14 protein-coding genes are annotated in these 13970 nt (G+C 57.7%); 2 read left to right on the plus strand and 12 right to left on the minus strand.

From position 1 onward, the window contains the following. Positions 1–10: 10 nt before the first annotated feature. Genes I9H09_RS12890 through I9H09_RS12935 form a run of 10 tightly spaced genes read right to left on the minus strand, consistent with a single transcriptional unit; the run spans position 11 to position 9786 of the window. A complete protein-coding gene (locus I9H09_RS12890) occupies positions 11–1186 on the minus strand; it encodes a hypothetical protein (RefSeq protein ID WP_122313226.1) in 1176 nt (391 codons plus the stop codon). Further along, the gene (locus I9H09_RS12895; protein ID WP_122313225.1) at positions 1183–3078 is read right to left on the minus strand and encodes a PEP/pyruvate-binding domain-containing protein; all 1896 of its coding nucleotides are present in this window, start codon (positions 3076–3078) and stop codon (positions 1183–1185) included. Before I9H09_RS12895 ends, I9H09_RS12890 begins: the two co-directional genes overlap by 4 nt. Before the next feature lie 46 nt (positions 3079–3124). Beyond that, the gene (gene dcd / locus I9H09_RS12900; RefSeq protein ID WP_053480044.1) at positions 3125–3742 is read right to left on the minus strand and encodes a dCTP deaminase; all 618 of its coding nucleotides are present in this window, start codon (positions 3740–3742) and stop codon (positions 3125–3127) included. 2 nt (positions 3743–3744) lie between these two features. Then, positions 3745–4257 (minus strand): dCTP deaminase, encoded by a 513-nt coding sequence (locus I9H09_RS12905; RefSeq protein ID WP_053480043.1) that lies wholly within the window; start codon positions 4255–4257, stop codon positions 3745–3747. 3 nt (positions 4258–4260) lie between these two features. Next, the gene (locus I9H09_RS12910; RefSeq protein ID WP_053480042.1) at positions 4261–5277 is read right to left on the minus strand and encodes a fatty acid desaturase family protein; all 1017 of its coding nucleotides are present in this window, start codon (positions 5275–5277) and stop codon (positions 4261–4263) included. 37 nt (positions 5278–5314) lie between these two features. Beyond that, on the minus strand, positions 5315–6424 hold the full coding sequence (locus tag I9H09_RS12915; protein ID WP_122313223.1) for an SDR family oxidoreductase: 1110 nt from the start codon (positions 6422–6424) through the stop codon (positions 5315–5317). Position 6425: 1 nt separating this feature from the next. Next, positions 6426–6893 carry a type II toxin-antitoxin system RatA family toxin gene (locus tag I9H09_RS12920; protein ID WP_054990959.1) on the minus strand — a complete coding sequence of 156 codons (468 nt, stop codon included), beginning with the start codon at positions 6891–6893 and terminating at the stop codon, positions 6426–6428. Between the two features lie 12 nt (positions 6894–6905). Then, positions 6906–8165, minus strand: coding sequence for an aspartate aminotransferase family protein (locus I9H09_RS12925; protein ID WP_122313222.1), 1260 nt, complete (start codon positions 8163–8165; stop codon positions 6906–6908). Beyond that, positions 8162–8719: a DUF6031 family protein gene (locus tag I9H09_RS12930; protein WP_122346384.1), complete on the minus strand. Its 558-nt coding sequence runs from the start codon at positions 8717–8719 to the stop codon at positions 8162–8164. The genes I9H09_RS12925 and I9H09_RS12930 overlap by 4 nt, the downstream gene beginning before the upstream one ends. Next, positions 8716–9786 (minus strand): DUF6001 family protein, encoded by a 1071-nt coding sequence (locus I9H09_RS12935; protein WP_122313220.1) that lies wholly within the window; start codon positions 9784–9786, stop codon positions 8716–8718. The genes I9H09_RS12930 and I9H09_RS12935 overlap by 4 nt, the downstream gene beginning before the upstream one ends. 561 nt (positions 9787–10347) lie before the next feature. Here I9H09_RS12935 and I9H09_RS12940 point away from each other — a divergent pair. Together I9H09_RS12940 and I9H09_RS12945 are read left to right on the plus strand one after the other, a co-directional pair. Continuing rightward, positions 10348–11463, plus strand: coding sequence for a type III PLP-dependent enzyme domain-containing protein (locus I9H09_RS12940; RefSeq protein WP_183142380.1), 1116 nt, complete (start codon positions 10348–10350; stop codon positions 11461–11463). Between the two features lie 23 nt (positions 11464–11486). Beyond that, entirely contained in the window at positions 11487–11822 is a 336-nt protein-coding gene (locus I9H09_RS12945; protein WP_122313218.1) for a DMT family transporter, read from the plus strand. Between the two features lie 44 nt (positions 11823–11866). Here I9H09_RS12945 and I9H09_RS12950 read toward each other — a convergent pair whose 3' ends face one another. Then, positions 11867–12664, minus strand: a complete 798-nt coding sequence (locus I9H09_RS12950; protein ID WP_122313217.1) for a phosphodiesterase — start codon at positions 12662–12664, stop codon at positions 11867–11869. 145 nt (positions 12665–12809) lie between these two features. Then, positions 12810–13865 carry a GGDEF domain-containing protein gene (locus I9H09_RS12955; RefSeq protein WP_024671528.1) on the minus strand — a complete coding sequence of 352 codons (1056 nt, stop codon included), beginning with the start codon at positions 13863–13865 and terminating at the stop codon, positions 12810–12812. Positions 13866–13970: the final 105 nt, after the last annotated feature.

Below are 13970 nucleotides of genomic sequence, written 5' to 3' on the forward strand. Positions count from 1 at the left end.
CAAAGCGAGTTCAAGGCCGACTTGCCTCACGAGCAAAATCGAGTTTCGAGTAGAGGTCCTGCTGAAACGGCAATCCTTGCGCAGCCAGAAAGTCACGCATGACGTTGGAGACGGTTTCAAAGTCCTCTTCAACCTCGCGCAGCGTGTGCAACGTCCTGCTGCGGCAATACTCGACCTCGACCTGAGCAAATTCCGCACTGCCGTCCACCATGCGACAGACATCGAAATAGGCGCCAAAGCCGTTACCCGTTTTCAATGACTCAAAGTTGATATCAATGCGCGTGCGCCTGAACGGTTTCAGTCGACACAGGTCTGCCGGGGTCATGGAGCGGGCGTGCGCCTCGATGTCGGCGAACGCCACGGGCTGATCGGTATTGAAGTCTTCGCGCCGTAATTCGGCATTTTCCAGAAACCATTTGCGCTTGACCGCCATCAGGCCGTCTGCCTGCGGAATAAACGCTATATAGCCGGTTTCGGATGGCTCGCCAGTCACTTCGAAAATGTGCGACTCGTAATCGTAGGTCTGAAAATCTCGATCGATTTCCAGTATCAGATCCTGAAAAGCCCCTTCGCCAAAAGCCTTGTGCATGGCAGTGGATAACTGCCACATGTCGGGTATCTGAAACGAGGTGAACTTGCGTTCCAGCTCCATTTCCGGGCGCCAGCGTACGTACCAGCAGTCATCGCTGATAATCGGCTGAGAAATGGCGGCCTGCACGGCACAGGTCCTGGCCAGACGCTGCCAGGCCCGCCAGGAAGTGCGTTCGACCGGTTCGACGTCCAGCAGGTGCAGAAACAATGCGCCCGCTTCGCCTTCATGAACGTAGTGATAAACGCTGCATTTGTTGCCCTGATGAATCACCGCAAGCGTCGCCAGCAGTGCCTGATCGGAGGTTCGGCGGTGCTGGCTCGGGTCCATGACATGCATGCGCGAGCGGCTATCCTGAGTGCGCTTGCGCTGTGCGGCGCTGAAAACTTGAAAGTCAAAGTCCTTCATCGGCATCGGCACTTGCGTGTGATGCGCGTTGGAAAGCCAGTGCGCGTGTAGCGTACCGCTGGGGATGAACAGCCCGTTATCGGCGTAACGTGCCTGTGCAGCCTCGGTATCGACAATCGCCACAAGGGCTGTATCGATACTGCCGTTGAGGATGTGTGGATCGAAAAACAGCAGCGATATGTCCGTCATCCCTGGAGCTCCCGTACTTCATTGATGTCATGGGCAGGCGCTTGCGCGCTCTGACTGAAGGTGATTCGTTGCCCGGCTAGCCCCTGCCGATACAGCGTTTCGGACTCGACGGCGGGCACGCCATGCTCACGTAGCAGAATCGACAGGTGGCACAGCATTGAAGCCTGTTCGAAGACAAAACCCCGGGCAAAAGGCAGCAAGGCGGCAAGCGCTGCGTATGGACGCGGCGACACTATGATGGCCTGCCCTTCGTGCTCGCGCAGTTGCCGCTCAAGCGCCTCCAGTTCGGCGCCCAGTGATTGCGAAGTAGGGATAGAGTTGATCGATACGGTGGCGGAAATGCTCAGTTCCTCCATATTCCGCCCCGCCGTGACCACCACTGCCGGGCCGTCGGCAAAGCCCGGTGAAATCAAGCGAATTTCCGTCGCGTCCTCAACCTGCACGAAGGTGGACAAAGGCGAAAAATCAATCAGGTGCAACTGTTCGCCTGCCCTCACCCATTCCAGTTGAACTGAACCCAGCAATTCGCTGGCGGCGTGGGTGATCCGGTGCAGGCGCTGCGCATCGGCAGGCCCGGCCGGGTCCTGGCCTGCAAGCCGCGCGCGGCTGGTTCTGGCGATTCCACGGTTGATTGCCAGCAGCCCCTCCGGGGACCATTCACATGTAGTGGAACCGTCATCACAGGCTTGGGTAATCAGCCCTGTCTCGCCTTTCAGGAACTCGCGCACCGCAAAACATACGACGCGTTCGTCGCTCAGCTCCAGCAGCCGCTTAAGCAGCGCGCCCCTGTCGAGAATTTGTTGACGGATCTGATCGGAGAAATCCAGCACGACCTGGTCCGTCTTCAGCCTGTCGAGCAGCGCCTGATTCATCGCAGGCTCGCCCAGCCCCTGGCGATTGGCCTTGACCAGCAACGCCTGTCCCGCCGAGACCTCGTTGGCATGAGCAAACACGGCCAGCGGCCGACGTTTGCTGCGAAAGTACTGCGCAAAGGCCGGTAACGGACGAAAGTCCATAAGGGCGTCGTCGTTGGCCAGGTAGAGTTCGACGCAGTCCAGCACCGGTTCAAGGCTGCGCGCTTCACGCAGGCTGGTCACCGGTCTGGCCTGCAGTAGCCAGAGCTGATCCTCATCGGCAGCCCATTCGATATCTGCTGCCGTACCCAGCAACGCCGAAGCCTGCGCAGCCAGCGCTGCGACCTCAAGCAGCAGCGCCTTGTGCCGTTCCAGCTCTGGCGCGCAATCGACGTGCCCAGCGCTGACCCGTGCCGACATCCCCTTGTCGACGCCGGAGACCATCGCTTCGCCCAACGAGGCGACGGTTTCAATCAGCGTGATCGCTTCGCCGGTCAGCGGGTCGTGGCTGAAGGCAACGCCGGCAAAGCGAGCCTTGACCATACGCTGCACGATCACGGTCATCTGCACCGGCGTTTCCAGCATCGACGCACGAAGACGCTCCAGAATGGCCTGACGCGATACCCCGGAGCACCATACATCCAGCACGGCAGCTTTTACCGCTTGAACTCCCTGCACTGACAGGTGAGTTGCGAAGATGCCTGCAAAACTGTGCTGTGTGCCGTCTTCTATGTTCGCTGAAGAGCGTACGGCGAGCTCCGTTTCATTATCAAACCCCCCGCTCGCCAAAAGCGCCTCAATGTGAGCGTCTGCTGCATCGCTCCAGTCGAACTCGGCCAGCCGGGCAATTCTGTCCATGTGTTCGTCGAGAAACGCCCCAGCAGTGATCCGCACGGTTTTCAGTGTGTCTTCGATGGCTTGCTTACGGGCTGAAAAGTCTTTCCATAGCACGCAATAATCGGCGTCGCTCAGTGCGCCGAGGGGCGGCACCGGCAATGTGTGGGCAAGGCTTTGCAACGTGGTGTATTTACTGGACATGACGGCCTCCCGCTATCAATGAAGTCTCTGGAGTGAATCGGGTCGCTCAACTGGCGAGAGAGTCCGGCACCCGATCTAGTTTCTCGAGTGCCGCCACACCGTGAACCGGCGCATGCACGGGCGCGCCTGGCGGCGGACAGGGTTTGTTCTCAAAATCCATGAAGATCCGTGACGCAAAGGCCTCAGTAGCTCCCTGGTACTTCCCGGAATACAGCTCGATGTCACCCTTCACATTCCAGAACATCATCTGTCCGATGTTCATGCCTGGGTAAACGCGGATGCGGTTCAGGGCATACAGCTGCAAGGTCCAGCGGCCCACGAAGCCTATATCGCCAAGCGGCGCAGAGAGATTAATGAACATCCCCAGCCGCGCAATCGAGGAACGCGCTGCGTAGGTTGGAACAAAATGCGTGCTGCCCATGGTTTCGATGGTCGAGGCCAGATAAAGCTTCATGGGCTGGAGTTCGTAGCCTTCCGGACCGATGTCGATAGTCCGCGTTGACGCCTCGGTGCGCACATCGATCACATCGTCTTCATAGACTTTCATCTGGTCATGCAGACGGAAGTTGTAGCTGTTAGGGTTCACGTTCTCATGGGAGAAAGGACTGATGATGATTTCACCCGAACGCACACGATTTTCGATTTCACTGCCGGTCAGTATCATGGTTAATCCAGAATGATTTTCGAGGGCACGGTGCTCTTGGAACCCAAGTAGCGTCCCGCATAACAGGTGGTCAGCCCGAAGTTGGCCCAGAAGCAGACCTTGGCAACCTTGGTCCCGGCGTACACGCGCACGGGTTGAGTGACGACGATCTCCAGCGTCCAGCTGATCGCCGCCCCGGTATGGCCCAGCGGCGCGCTGGTCTGGATGAAAACGCCACAGGACGCTGTGGACACGTTCGCGTAAAGCTCGCTGGCGAAGTCGATACCGCCGATCTGTTCGGCAGTGGCGCCCAGGTAGAAGCGATTGGGGTACAACACAAAACCTTCAGGCGGGATACGGTGCTCGATCACCTCCAGTTCCCCGTGGGGATCGATGCGGTCACTGCGGTACTCCAGAAGCAGATCGGCCAGATGACATCCATAGGAGTTGACCTCCACATGAACGGGGTCGAAGGGTTCTATGACGACACTGCCCACTTCACGCATTTTCACGATTTCAGAGCCGGTCAGCATCATGGGTCAGGCCTCCTGATCCAGAGTCGCCACCGAGCGTGCTCGCCCATTGGCGCCATACAGTTCGGCCAGCATGCAACGTGCGCCCAGCAGATAGCCTTCCGTAGGGTGGGCGGCAGCAGAACCCGGAAGATGCTGCGCAAGGCGCCGGGACAACGTACCCAGGTAATAGCTGGGGACTTGCTGAAACAGGTGATGCTCCCAGTGCCGATTGATGTTGCAGGGGGCGAACAGCATTCGCTCCAGCCAACCGGGGCAGACACTGCGCGCGTCGCGGTTGACGTGCTGCGTTGAAAGCCCCGCGTGTTCCGACAAGCTGCGAATGCGCAGGATCGGAGGCAGAAAGAACACCAGCGGCGCAAGCCAGTACAGCAACACGCCGATCCAGGCGTGAAAGCCGGCAACAAGTGCCAGTACGCAGGCATAAAAAACCAACGCCTGGCGTCGCTCGGTGCGGTTCGATGGCAACGGCGTGGTGAACAGTCCGACGACGCTGAAGCTGTCCATCGTGCGCAACGACTGCAGGGTCGACAGCCCGCTGATATCACGCAGCAGAGCCAGCCAGAACTGCCCGGCACTCGGTGGCGCGAACGCGTCCGGGTAATCCGGATCATCTGTGGTGTTGAGGTGCTTGTGGTGGGCCATGTGGTGCGCCCGATAACGTGACGTGCTCAATGTCATGGGAAACGTGAGAAACACGCTTGAGATCAGGTCATTGCGCCGCTTGTCACGGCTGATCAATACGTGTGCGGCGTCGTGCATGAGCACCAGCAGCGCATGTTGACGGGTGGCGATGACCAGCATTGCCAACAGGCACACCAGCGTCGAATCGGTCAACTCGGCCACCGCAATGGCCGCGACGATCACTGCCCATTGCATGCCTGTCTGCACTCCCTGTCGCCAGCCACTGAGCTGTTTCAGATCAGTAATCAGTTGCTGGTGATTTCGTGCCAGCGTCGCCCGCTCGGCCCGTCTGTCGTAAGCGCCACTGTCCTTTGCGTCGAGTTCGATTGTCTTCACCATGTGTTCCACCTCCCGTTCAATCGTTGAAAGGGTCTTCTTAACCGGACATTGCCGCGGACTTCGCGGCGAGCCTGTCGAGGCTGATCCGAGCATCGGGGGCATGGGCCAGCCAGTAATCCACCGCTTTGGGTAAAAAATCTTCTGCACTGGGCGCCGAGCACCGGACATTCAGCGGCGGCCTGACCATGTCACTTTCCGCGTAGACGCCATATATCTGCAGCAAACGCTCGAAATAGCGGAAATCCCGGGTCGAAATGCCTTCCGGTCGCCAGGCCACCAAAGAGCGCTTGAGAAATGCCCATTGTCGGCTGCGCAGGATCGGTGCCGGGACCAATGGCGCAATTCCGACCGCCTGACGCGCATGATCGACACGCGACTCGATAATGCGGATGACCTGCTCATAGGGCAGCCGCGCGTCCCCTGCCGAGGCCACCACATCACGCGCACCCCCGCCCGCCACGCAATGGCTGACCAGATGAATCAGTTCGTCGACCACCCAGTCAATGGGTACCAGATCGAACAGTCCCTCACGGTTGCCCACCAGAAACGGCGGAGAGAATGAATTGATGAAGCGAATCAGCGGGTACAGCCCGTGAAAGCGGCTGATTGCGCCGTCACGAGTGGCGCCGATCACAAGGCTGCAACTGAACACTGAAATCGGCATCTGCTCACCGTAGGCATTGCGCAATCCGCGTTCTGCAGCCGCTTTGCTTTCCTCGTAGCCGTTGCGGTAAGTCCAGCCTTCGCAACGAGTGAACGCCGTCGACACGTAGATGAAGTGTGGCTCACGCACCAGCGTCCGGACGAAACCGCAGAACAACTGCGCACCCTCGACATTCAGCGCCTGCATCTCTTCGAAGGTCTTGTCCCATGCCACATCAGCGGCGAGGTGGACTGCCGTGGCACGCTTGATGACCGGCAGACTGGCCGCCAGCGCAGTGAGCGACTCGGCATCGGTCAGGTCGGCGATCCTGCATTCCAGCCGCGAGCGACTGCTTTCAGGCAGATCCTGCAGGCAGCCATTTGCCGCCGGTTCGGAGCGGCACAGGGCAATGACATGCGAGTCAGGCTGCTGGCTCAGCCAGGTTCGAACGAACCACGAGCCCAGCGCACCGCTGGCCCCGGTGATGATCAATGTCGAATGCATGTCAGCAGCCTCCTGCCGCAACCTTCTGATGCCGACGCGCAAGTAACTGGTTGCGGATTCCGTCCAGCATCTGAATATTATTGGCGCGAATGGCACGCTCGCCGATGGGGTGCAACACCTCGGCCAGCGACGGTATGCCTAGGTCGAACGTCACGTTCAGGTCCACATGCAGACCATCGTCACGTTGCACCAGCAACCACTCGCCATACCACACCTCAAGGTCGCCATCGGTCTGCTTGAACTCGATGCGCTCCAGCGGCACCAGCCAGTCCTGCTCAGTCCAGGTCAACTCACTACCATTGATCAGCACTCGCCAAGTGCTGGAAACATATTCGCTTTGTCGTGGATGAACGGTGACTTCAAGGACGTCACTCATGAAATCGGGATAGCGCGCGAAGTCCGATAGAATGGGCCACACTTCGCCTGGCTCGAAGTCCCCGAGAAGTACGCTGGTCGATACGTCAGGCATAGAAACTCTCCGTCACTGGATTGAAAGATAAGCAGCGTCGATAGCGTCACAGAAGCTGTTGATGCCTTGTTCGAGGTCAATTGCGGATATGGTTGCGTCGGGGTACACCCGCAGGACATGAGTCGCACTGAGGCAGAAGGCCACTAGCACATTGCGGTGTGCAGCCTCAATCAGGGTCTGGGCCACATACTGGCTGGACGTGAACTCGACGCCGATCATTAAACCGCTTCCACGCACCTCTGCCACAGCCGGGCAGTCCTGCAACCGGTTGCGCAGGATATTCATCGCGATTTTCCCCAACGCGTTGACGCGCTCACAGAACGCCGGATCGCCGACAACATCCAGCACTGCGTTGACCACCGCTCCGGCCAGCGCGCTGCCCGCGTAGGACGAGGCGTGGACGACAGGGTCACGGGCCGGGGCGCCGAACTGACTGCTGTCGTAAATCGCCGCTGCCACCGGAAACACGCCACCGCCAAGGGTCTTGCCGAAAACGATGATGTCGGCAGGCGCTCCGCAGACCAGCGCCCCGCTACGCCCCAGCCCCGATTGAATCTCATCGTGGATCATGAACGCACCATGCTCGCGGCACAGCCGGGCGAGGTCAGTCAGAAAACGCAAGTCCAGAGGACGGATTCCACCTTCCCCCTGAACGGGCTCGGCGATCACCGCAGCAATATCATCTTCGGCCAGCGTTTCGCGTGCAGCGTCCAGATCGCCTGCATCAATGAACACAACGTCCTCAGCGTGCATCAGCGCGGCATGCCCGCGATAGCCATAACTGACAGCGAGCGCACCGCTGGTACGGCCGTGATAAGCGTATTTCAGTGCGATGACACGGCGTTTGCCAGTCTGCATCCGTACCAATTTGAGGGCGGCTTCGATCACTTCCGAACCGCTGTTGCCGTAAAGCACGCCGTTGCCCGGCCGGCCGACGCTCGCGGCCAGCCTCTCCGCGGCACTCACGCCAGGTTCGTTGGCCAGAATGCGGCTGGAAAGCCCAAGTGAAGCTACTTGATGTATCAGCGCAGCCACCACGACAGGGTGGCGATGCCCCAACAGATGCAGGCCGAAAGAGCCAAAATCCAGCCAGCGGCGTCCGGTATCGTCGGTTATCCAGGAGCCGTCCGCCGATTGCTCGGCGGCGGTCAGCCCAGCCATGCGTAACATCAGGCCTTGCTCACGACCAAACACCGCGCCGTACCGCTCGACGAACGATGATTTGCGCGCAGGCGCAAGTGCGGCGGGTTCAGGCAGGACAGGACTGTTCATAGAGACCTCATCAATGGAGCCAGAAACGCGGCGTCGCGTCCGGCAAGGCGGCAGGATCTGTCCCAGTCACGCAGGGTTCGCAGCACCTTGCCCTGAGTGCCTGGCAACAGCGGATTGAACAGCTTGCCGGGGAAGGCATCGAGCACTTCCCTGAACAGGTCGATCAGTCGGCCGGCCTCGTAATCCTCCTCGACCGTGACGTTCTTCGGGATGCCCAGCCAGTCGATAGCGGTTTCCCCGGAATGGGCGATCACGTCCGAAAGCCCGTACTCCGTGAACAAGGCGAACTGGTGTAACTCGCTCGGGGTGTCGGCACCCGCCAGGCGACAGTCGATATCCACCATCAGCTCTGCCAGCTTGATCCTCAGCGCATCAATGACTCGCGGTTCTGCTTTCGCGCCTTCCAGATCCTCCAGATACGCTTCGAGTTCGGTCATCAGCAGCCAGGCCACAGATATCAGCTTTTCCACCTGCTCCGCTGCCGGGTAGCTATAACCTCCGCCAAGGCGTGGAAACCACCTACGCCCGGATGCATTTTCGGAATGGGCAATCATGCTTGTGCTCCCTGCATCGGCTTGTGATCCTTCAGTGAAAAGCTGATCAGCCCTGCCCGCGCAGCACGCAGAAGGCAGGCAGCCAGTTCCTGGGGTTGTTCGGCAAGGTCGATCGGGCGGGTGCCGAGCGCCTCTGGCATGGTTATGTTCGGCAATAGCGTTGCCTGTTGAGCGACGTTGATTACCAGCTCGACGCCTGGCAGAAAAGCACTGGTAGTGGGACGTTCGATCTGCGGGCTTAGTACGGCGTAGTCAGCCTCACAGGCAAAGGCTTGTTCGGCGAGCAGCGCCAGTTCGCACATATGCATCAGGTCTGGTCCCTGCAACCCGCTATGGCATGCTGGGTAGGCGCGCTGCCAGAGTTGCTCGACGGCTTTGGTCAGACGGTCGGGGATGACGATGCCATGAGTGCGAATCGCCATGTCCCAGCGCAACAATGTCCATTTGCGGTTGGAGTTGATCCAGCCATGACGAGCCAGAATCGCATTCATGAGAAACAAGGCAGCGTTACAGGCATACGCAGCCGCCGCACGATGCTCACCGCTGCGCCAGGCCAGTGCAGAGAAACACGCGCTCTGGCGGTAGTCATCGAATGCTGATACCGACCACACAGCACTCAGGCTTTTCTGGCTGTCCAGGTAAGGCAAGCACGGTTCGGTGGATACGGCACACACCAGGCGTTCCAGATACTTGCGAGACACTGGATGTTGCTTGTCCCATTGTTTGAACGCAGACAGTTTCTGTGCAGTGCCTTGCTCAGCGACGCGGGCAAGTTGCAACAGGGATTCCTCAACTTCCTCACGTGCGAATGCAACCACCTCCATGTGGTGTTCATTGTGGTAGATCTGCGACGCCATCGACTGATCGGATTGCCGGTCGTACGTCACACAAATCAAATCAATGTCGCTGGCCGAGTTGGCAATTCCGTGCACGGGAGAACTGGTAATCAGCGTCGAATGCGCCTGCGCATACTGTCGCTCTACCACGCCATCAAGCTCATCAAAGGAGAGCTCACGGGCTGTTAGAAATTGCCGGGTGTTATTAAGATAAAAAGCACGATAATCCATTTAAATCATCCACTCGATAACGTTGACTTCCCTGCACAGGCTGTCGGTTGCCCGAACAGACACCGCCATGTCCATTGATAAGTATTATCATTTCGCCGTTAACACAAAACGCCGAGTGCAGTGGTTATATACAAGTAGCAACACACTCAGGACTGCAGCAAGCGGCGTGCCACACTGAGAAAAAATCAGCGCTTCATGCCGTTTTCACAACGAAAAACAAAGAGTTTTCAATCATGACCATAATTAACAAACTCATGAAATAGAAGGAGTTATCTGTAGGTATGAAAGTTGACATATACACAGACCACCGAACCTGAATATTTATTTCCAGCAACCTTCGATAAATAAATGTAGCAAAACGCTACCCATTGAAATAATTCTCAGCGCGCTGACGGGACGCACCACACTGAGCCGAACATCAAACGATGTGCACTTTTTTAGTAGCGCATCTTGTGTACATGTTTGCCCTGTTCACCTCAATGAAGAAGCGCCCTGATTAATAAAGCCCGTGGCATGAAGCTTGCTGCACCGCCTGCACATCCCCGGATCAGGAAGTTAAAAGTGGATAAAATTATTGCGCAATTGAATGATGAAACCAGCGACACGTTTTATACCGTTGACTCGAACTGGATTACCCACACTGCACGCCAGTTTGGCGAGCGCTTTCCAGGCACCGTTCTTTATGCAATGAAAGCCAACCCCCTTGTGCAAGTGCTTAAGGCCTTGAACAAGGGCGGTATCAATCATTTTGATGTGGCGTCGCTGGCAGAGGTCACGACCGTTCACGATACGCTTGACAAGCCAGTTCAATACCTCATGAACCCGGTCAAGTCTCGACACTGTCTCAAGGAAGCCTATTACCGGTATGGGGTGCGCTCATTCGTACTCGACAGTGCCGAGGAGCTCGCCAAGATGCGCGACGTGCTGCCTGAGCGTGACAGCTCCATCAAGCTGTTTGTCCGCTATGCCCCTTCCGAATCCAGCGCAGTGTACGAACTGAGGGGCAAGTTCGGTGCAAGCCCTGAACGAGCGACGCAGCTCGTCCATCAAATAGCTTCGGCCACTGACTGGTCGCTGGGTCTTTCATTCCATGTGGGTTCTCAAGCTATAGAAACAGGTCCTTGGCTGACTGCCCTCAACGATGCAGAGGCGATCGTGCGCGACACCACTCAGCACATCAGGCATCTGGACATTGGTGGGGGGTTTCCCGGCAATTATCTGAACTCTATGGGTGACACCCCGGCGCTAGTCGGCAGGGTCTGCGACCATATCCAGAGCAGCCCGGCGCTGAAGGACCTGAACCTGATCTGCGAAGCGGGTCGCGGCCTGGTCTACGGTGGCATGTCACTGTTTGCAAGGGTACTTTCAAGGCGCGAGCGAAGTGTTTTCTGCGGTGCGGGTATTTTTGGCGGTCTGCTTTCGGCCCAACAGTGGCTGCAATTCCCCGCCCGTACCTGGCGCGACGCAGCTCTTTACGAGGGGCAATCTCGGGACACCTGCCAAGTATTCGGCCCCACCTGCGACAGCATGGATCGATTGGCCTTCCCTTATTCATTGCCCAGCGATATCAGAGAAGGTGACTGGCTGGAGTTCCAGTCGACCGGGGCCTATTCCGTATCGTTACGCACCCCGTTCAACGGGTTCTACGCTGATCAAATCATTTCACTTCCCTTTTGATCCCCTGAAAATGGTCTGCCTATATGCTCTTCAAAGCCTATCTGTTCCTGTTCGCAGGCATCGCTGCTGAAACGCTCGCGACCATCGCCCTGAAAGAAAGTCACGGCTTCACCCGATGGCTGCCTGTGATCACTTCGATTGTGGGGTACGGGGTCGGCATACTATGCTTGGGCTATGCACAACGGGACTTGCCGATGTCGTTGATCACGTCCATGTGGTCGGGGCTTGGAATCACTCTTATCACGGTGATTGCCGCATTTCGCTATCAACAAGTGCCGACACTGATGTCCGTCGCAGGCATCAGTCTGATTATTGCCGGCATCGTGCTGGTCAACCTGGCAAAGGAGCAAGCGGCCTGAAAGAGTCACGCTGTCAGGCCGTAAACGTTCGAAAAGGCCACAGGTCAGGCGAAGGCAAAAGGCCCTTCGAAATTGCCGATCGGCACCCAGTGGGTAATCAGTCCCGTATCACTTTTCCAGTGATGCAGCAACAGTGCAGGCGGCTCTATGTATGAGGCGTCGCAAGCGTCCGGGTGAAGTTGCAAGGCGATGGCCGTGGTCGTGCTGGGCGCGGTACACATCAGCGTTCCGCCAAAACGAAGCTGCATGAAGCGGTGAATATGCCCACAGACAATTCGCTCGACCGCCGGGTATCGCGCCACGATCTCGGCCAGCCTTTCGCCGCGCTCACAGCGGTAGGCATCGATGCAGGTGATACCGCTTGAGAACGGTGGCTGGTGCATCATGATCAATGTCGGTTTGTCCGGCTCCAGTGCAAGTGTTTCATCCAGCCATTGGCTTGCACTGTCGGTCATGTCGCCATGATGCTGCTCTCGCACACTGATATCCAGTCCGATAATGCGCACCGGAGCATCCGTTGAATGCACGAAGTTGCACGTGTCTTCATCAATGAAATAATCGTGCTCGGGAAAGGCGTTGCGCAGGTTCTGCCGATGATCGTGATTACCGGGGATCATCAGCAGTTTTTGACGCAACGGCGCCAGTAACTCCCGGGCCATTGCATATTCTTCCGGCCGTCCCTCGTCCACCAGATCACCGCTGAACAAGATCAGATCGGGCGGCGGGTCGAGTGCGTTTATCGTGTCGACGGCAACCGCCAGCATTGTGTTCGAATCAACAATACCTTGATACAGATGCCCTCGTGGACGTACGTGCGTGTCGGATATTTGCGCTATCAGCATTCCATTACCTCAATCGTGACCAGGCCGCCTGTTCATGGCGCAACCATTACTCAAGCGACTGTTGCAACGACCGGGCCAAGCAAGGCTTTGCCGATTGGAAGCGCAAAAGTCTACACGCTGGCGGAGGTTGCCTTGAGTTGCAGGCTCATCCGGCAACCATCACCCGATTTCTACCCTGCTGTTTACCGCTGTAAAGCGAAGTGTCTGCACGATTGAGCGCGACCTCGAAGGTTTCTCCCATCGCTATTGCCGCCACAGCCAGAGTGGCGGTGACTGCAATAGCACGATCCTCTACATGACCGGCTTCTTCGCAGATGCGCTGCCAGATACGCTCCGCCACCCTTAGCGCATCAGCGGGCGAGGTGTCGGGCATGAGCACCAGAAATTCCTCGCCTCCCCAGCGGGCAGCCATATCGCTGTTGCGCACGCTCGAACTGATGATGTCCGCAACCCGCCGCAAAACCACGTCGCCGGTCTCGTGACCGTGATGATCATTGATCTGTTTGAAGTGATCGATGTCCAGCAGGATCAACGAAGCCGAAAGCCCTCTGCGTCTAGCCTCAAGCTCGCGCACGCGGTGCAGCACTCTCCTGCGGGTAAACAGGTTGGTAAGGCTGTCACGATTGGCGATATGAAACAGGCTCAGTTGCATGGAAGAGGTGAAACGCACTGACAATGCGGTGGCATAAATCGACAGTATGGTCGCGACCAGCACATTGACGATACCGAACGCATCGAGCATGTTCGGCGTCAGGCCAGTCCCCTGCCCCATGTAGCGGCGAAAGGTAAAGCACCCCACCAGCGACAGCAGGATCGCCAGGCTATAGGCAATGCGCCTGACGGCGGCCAGTTGAAAGGTGAAGGCAATCACCGGGATCACGCAAAACATATAGAAGCTGAAATTGCTTTCCCATCCCAGCTCCCACGTCGCGAGCAGCGCATGACCAATTATCTCCAGGCACATCAATTGCCCGGCCTGGCGATAGCGCTGCCTTTTGATCAGGTAAAGGCAATTGACGTAGATCAGTGTGCTGACGATGTTCGCCACCCACAGAACCTTCATGCCCAGCCCCAGAAACACCACGAGCAGAACGCAGTGAATGCCCAGGGCGAAGTATAAGATCGGCGTGATGTGTTTCCAGAACTGGATCGCTGTGTCCTTGAACAGCTGGGTGCGGTCTTCCGCCGGGAGGGTCATCATCACGTTATCTCGAAATGCAGGTGGAATATGACCATGAGCGTAAGGTTGAGATCATGATGTATTGTCGGCCTGAACCGCCGCCGCATGATACAGCGGCTCGATAAT

The organism is Pseudomonas tremae, assembly GCF_023278125.1.
Lineage (GTDB): Bacteria > Pseudomonadota > Gammaproteobacteria > Pseudomonadales > Pseudomonadaceae > Aquipseudomonas > Aquipseudomonas tremae.

What these genes read in the sequence shown, in the direction of transcription:
- I9H09_RS12920 (WP_054990959.1), bottom strand. Translation starts at nt 6,893, where the DNA reads ATGCCTGACGTATCGACCAGCGTACTTCTCGGGGACTTCGAGCCAGGC.
- I9H09_RS12910 (WP_053480042.1), bottom strand. Translation starts at nt 5,277, where the DNA reads ATGGTGAAGACAATCGAACTCGACGCAAAGGACAGTGGCGCTTACGAC.
- I9H09_RS12955 (WP_024671528.1), bottom strand. Translation starts at nt 13,865, where the DNA reads ATGATGACCCTCCCGGCGGAAGACCGCACCCAGCTGTTCAAGGACACA.
- I9H09_RS12925 (WP_122313222.1), bottom strand. Translation starts at nt 8,165, where the DNA reads ATGAACAGTCCTGTCCTGCCTGAACCCGCCGCACTTGCGCCTGCGCGC.
- I9H09_RS12890 (WP_122313226.1), bottom strand. Translation starts at nt 1,186, where the DNA reads ATGACGGACATATCGCTGCTGTTTTTCGATCCACACATCCTCAACGGC.
- I9H09_RS12945 (WP_122313218.1), top strand. Translation starts at nt 11,487, where the DNA reads ATGCTCTTCAAAGCCTATCTGTTCCTGTTCGCAGGCATCGCTGCTGAA.
- I9H09_RS12905 (WP_053480043.1), bottom strand. Translation starts at nt 4,257, where the DNA reads ATGATGCTGACCGGCTCTGAAATCGTGAAAATGCGTGAAGTGGGCAGT.
- I9H09_RS12935 (WP_122313220.1), bottom strand. Translation starts at nt 9,786, where the DNA reads ATGGATTATCGTGCTTTTTATCTTAATAACACCCGGCAATTTCTAACA.
- I9H09_RS12895 (WP_122313225.1), bottom strand. Translation starts at nt 3,078, where the DNA reads ATGTCCAGTAAATACACCACGTTGCAAAGCCTTGCCCACACATTGCCG.
- I9H09_RS12950 (WP_122313217.1), bottom strand. Translation starts at nt 12,664, where the DNA reads ATGCTGATAGCGCAAATATCCGACACGCACGTACGTCCACGAGGGCAT.
- I9H09_RS12915 (WP_122313223.1), bottom strand. Translation starts at nt 6,424, where the DNA reads ATGCATTCGACATTGATCATCACCGGGGCCAGCGGTGCGCTGGGCTCG.
- dcd (WP_053480044.1), bottom strand. Translation starts at nt 3,742, where the DNA reads ATGATACTGACCGGCAGTGAAATCGAAAATCGTGTGCGTTCGGGTGAA.
- I9H09_RS12930 (WP_122346384.1), bottom strand. Translation starts at nt 8,719, where the DNA reads ATGATTGCCCATTCCGAAAATGCATCCGGGCGTAGGTGGTTTCCACGC.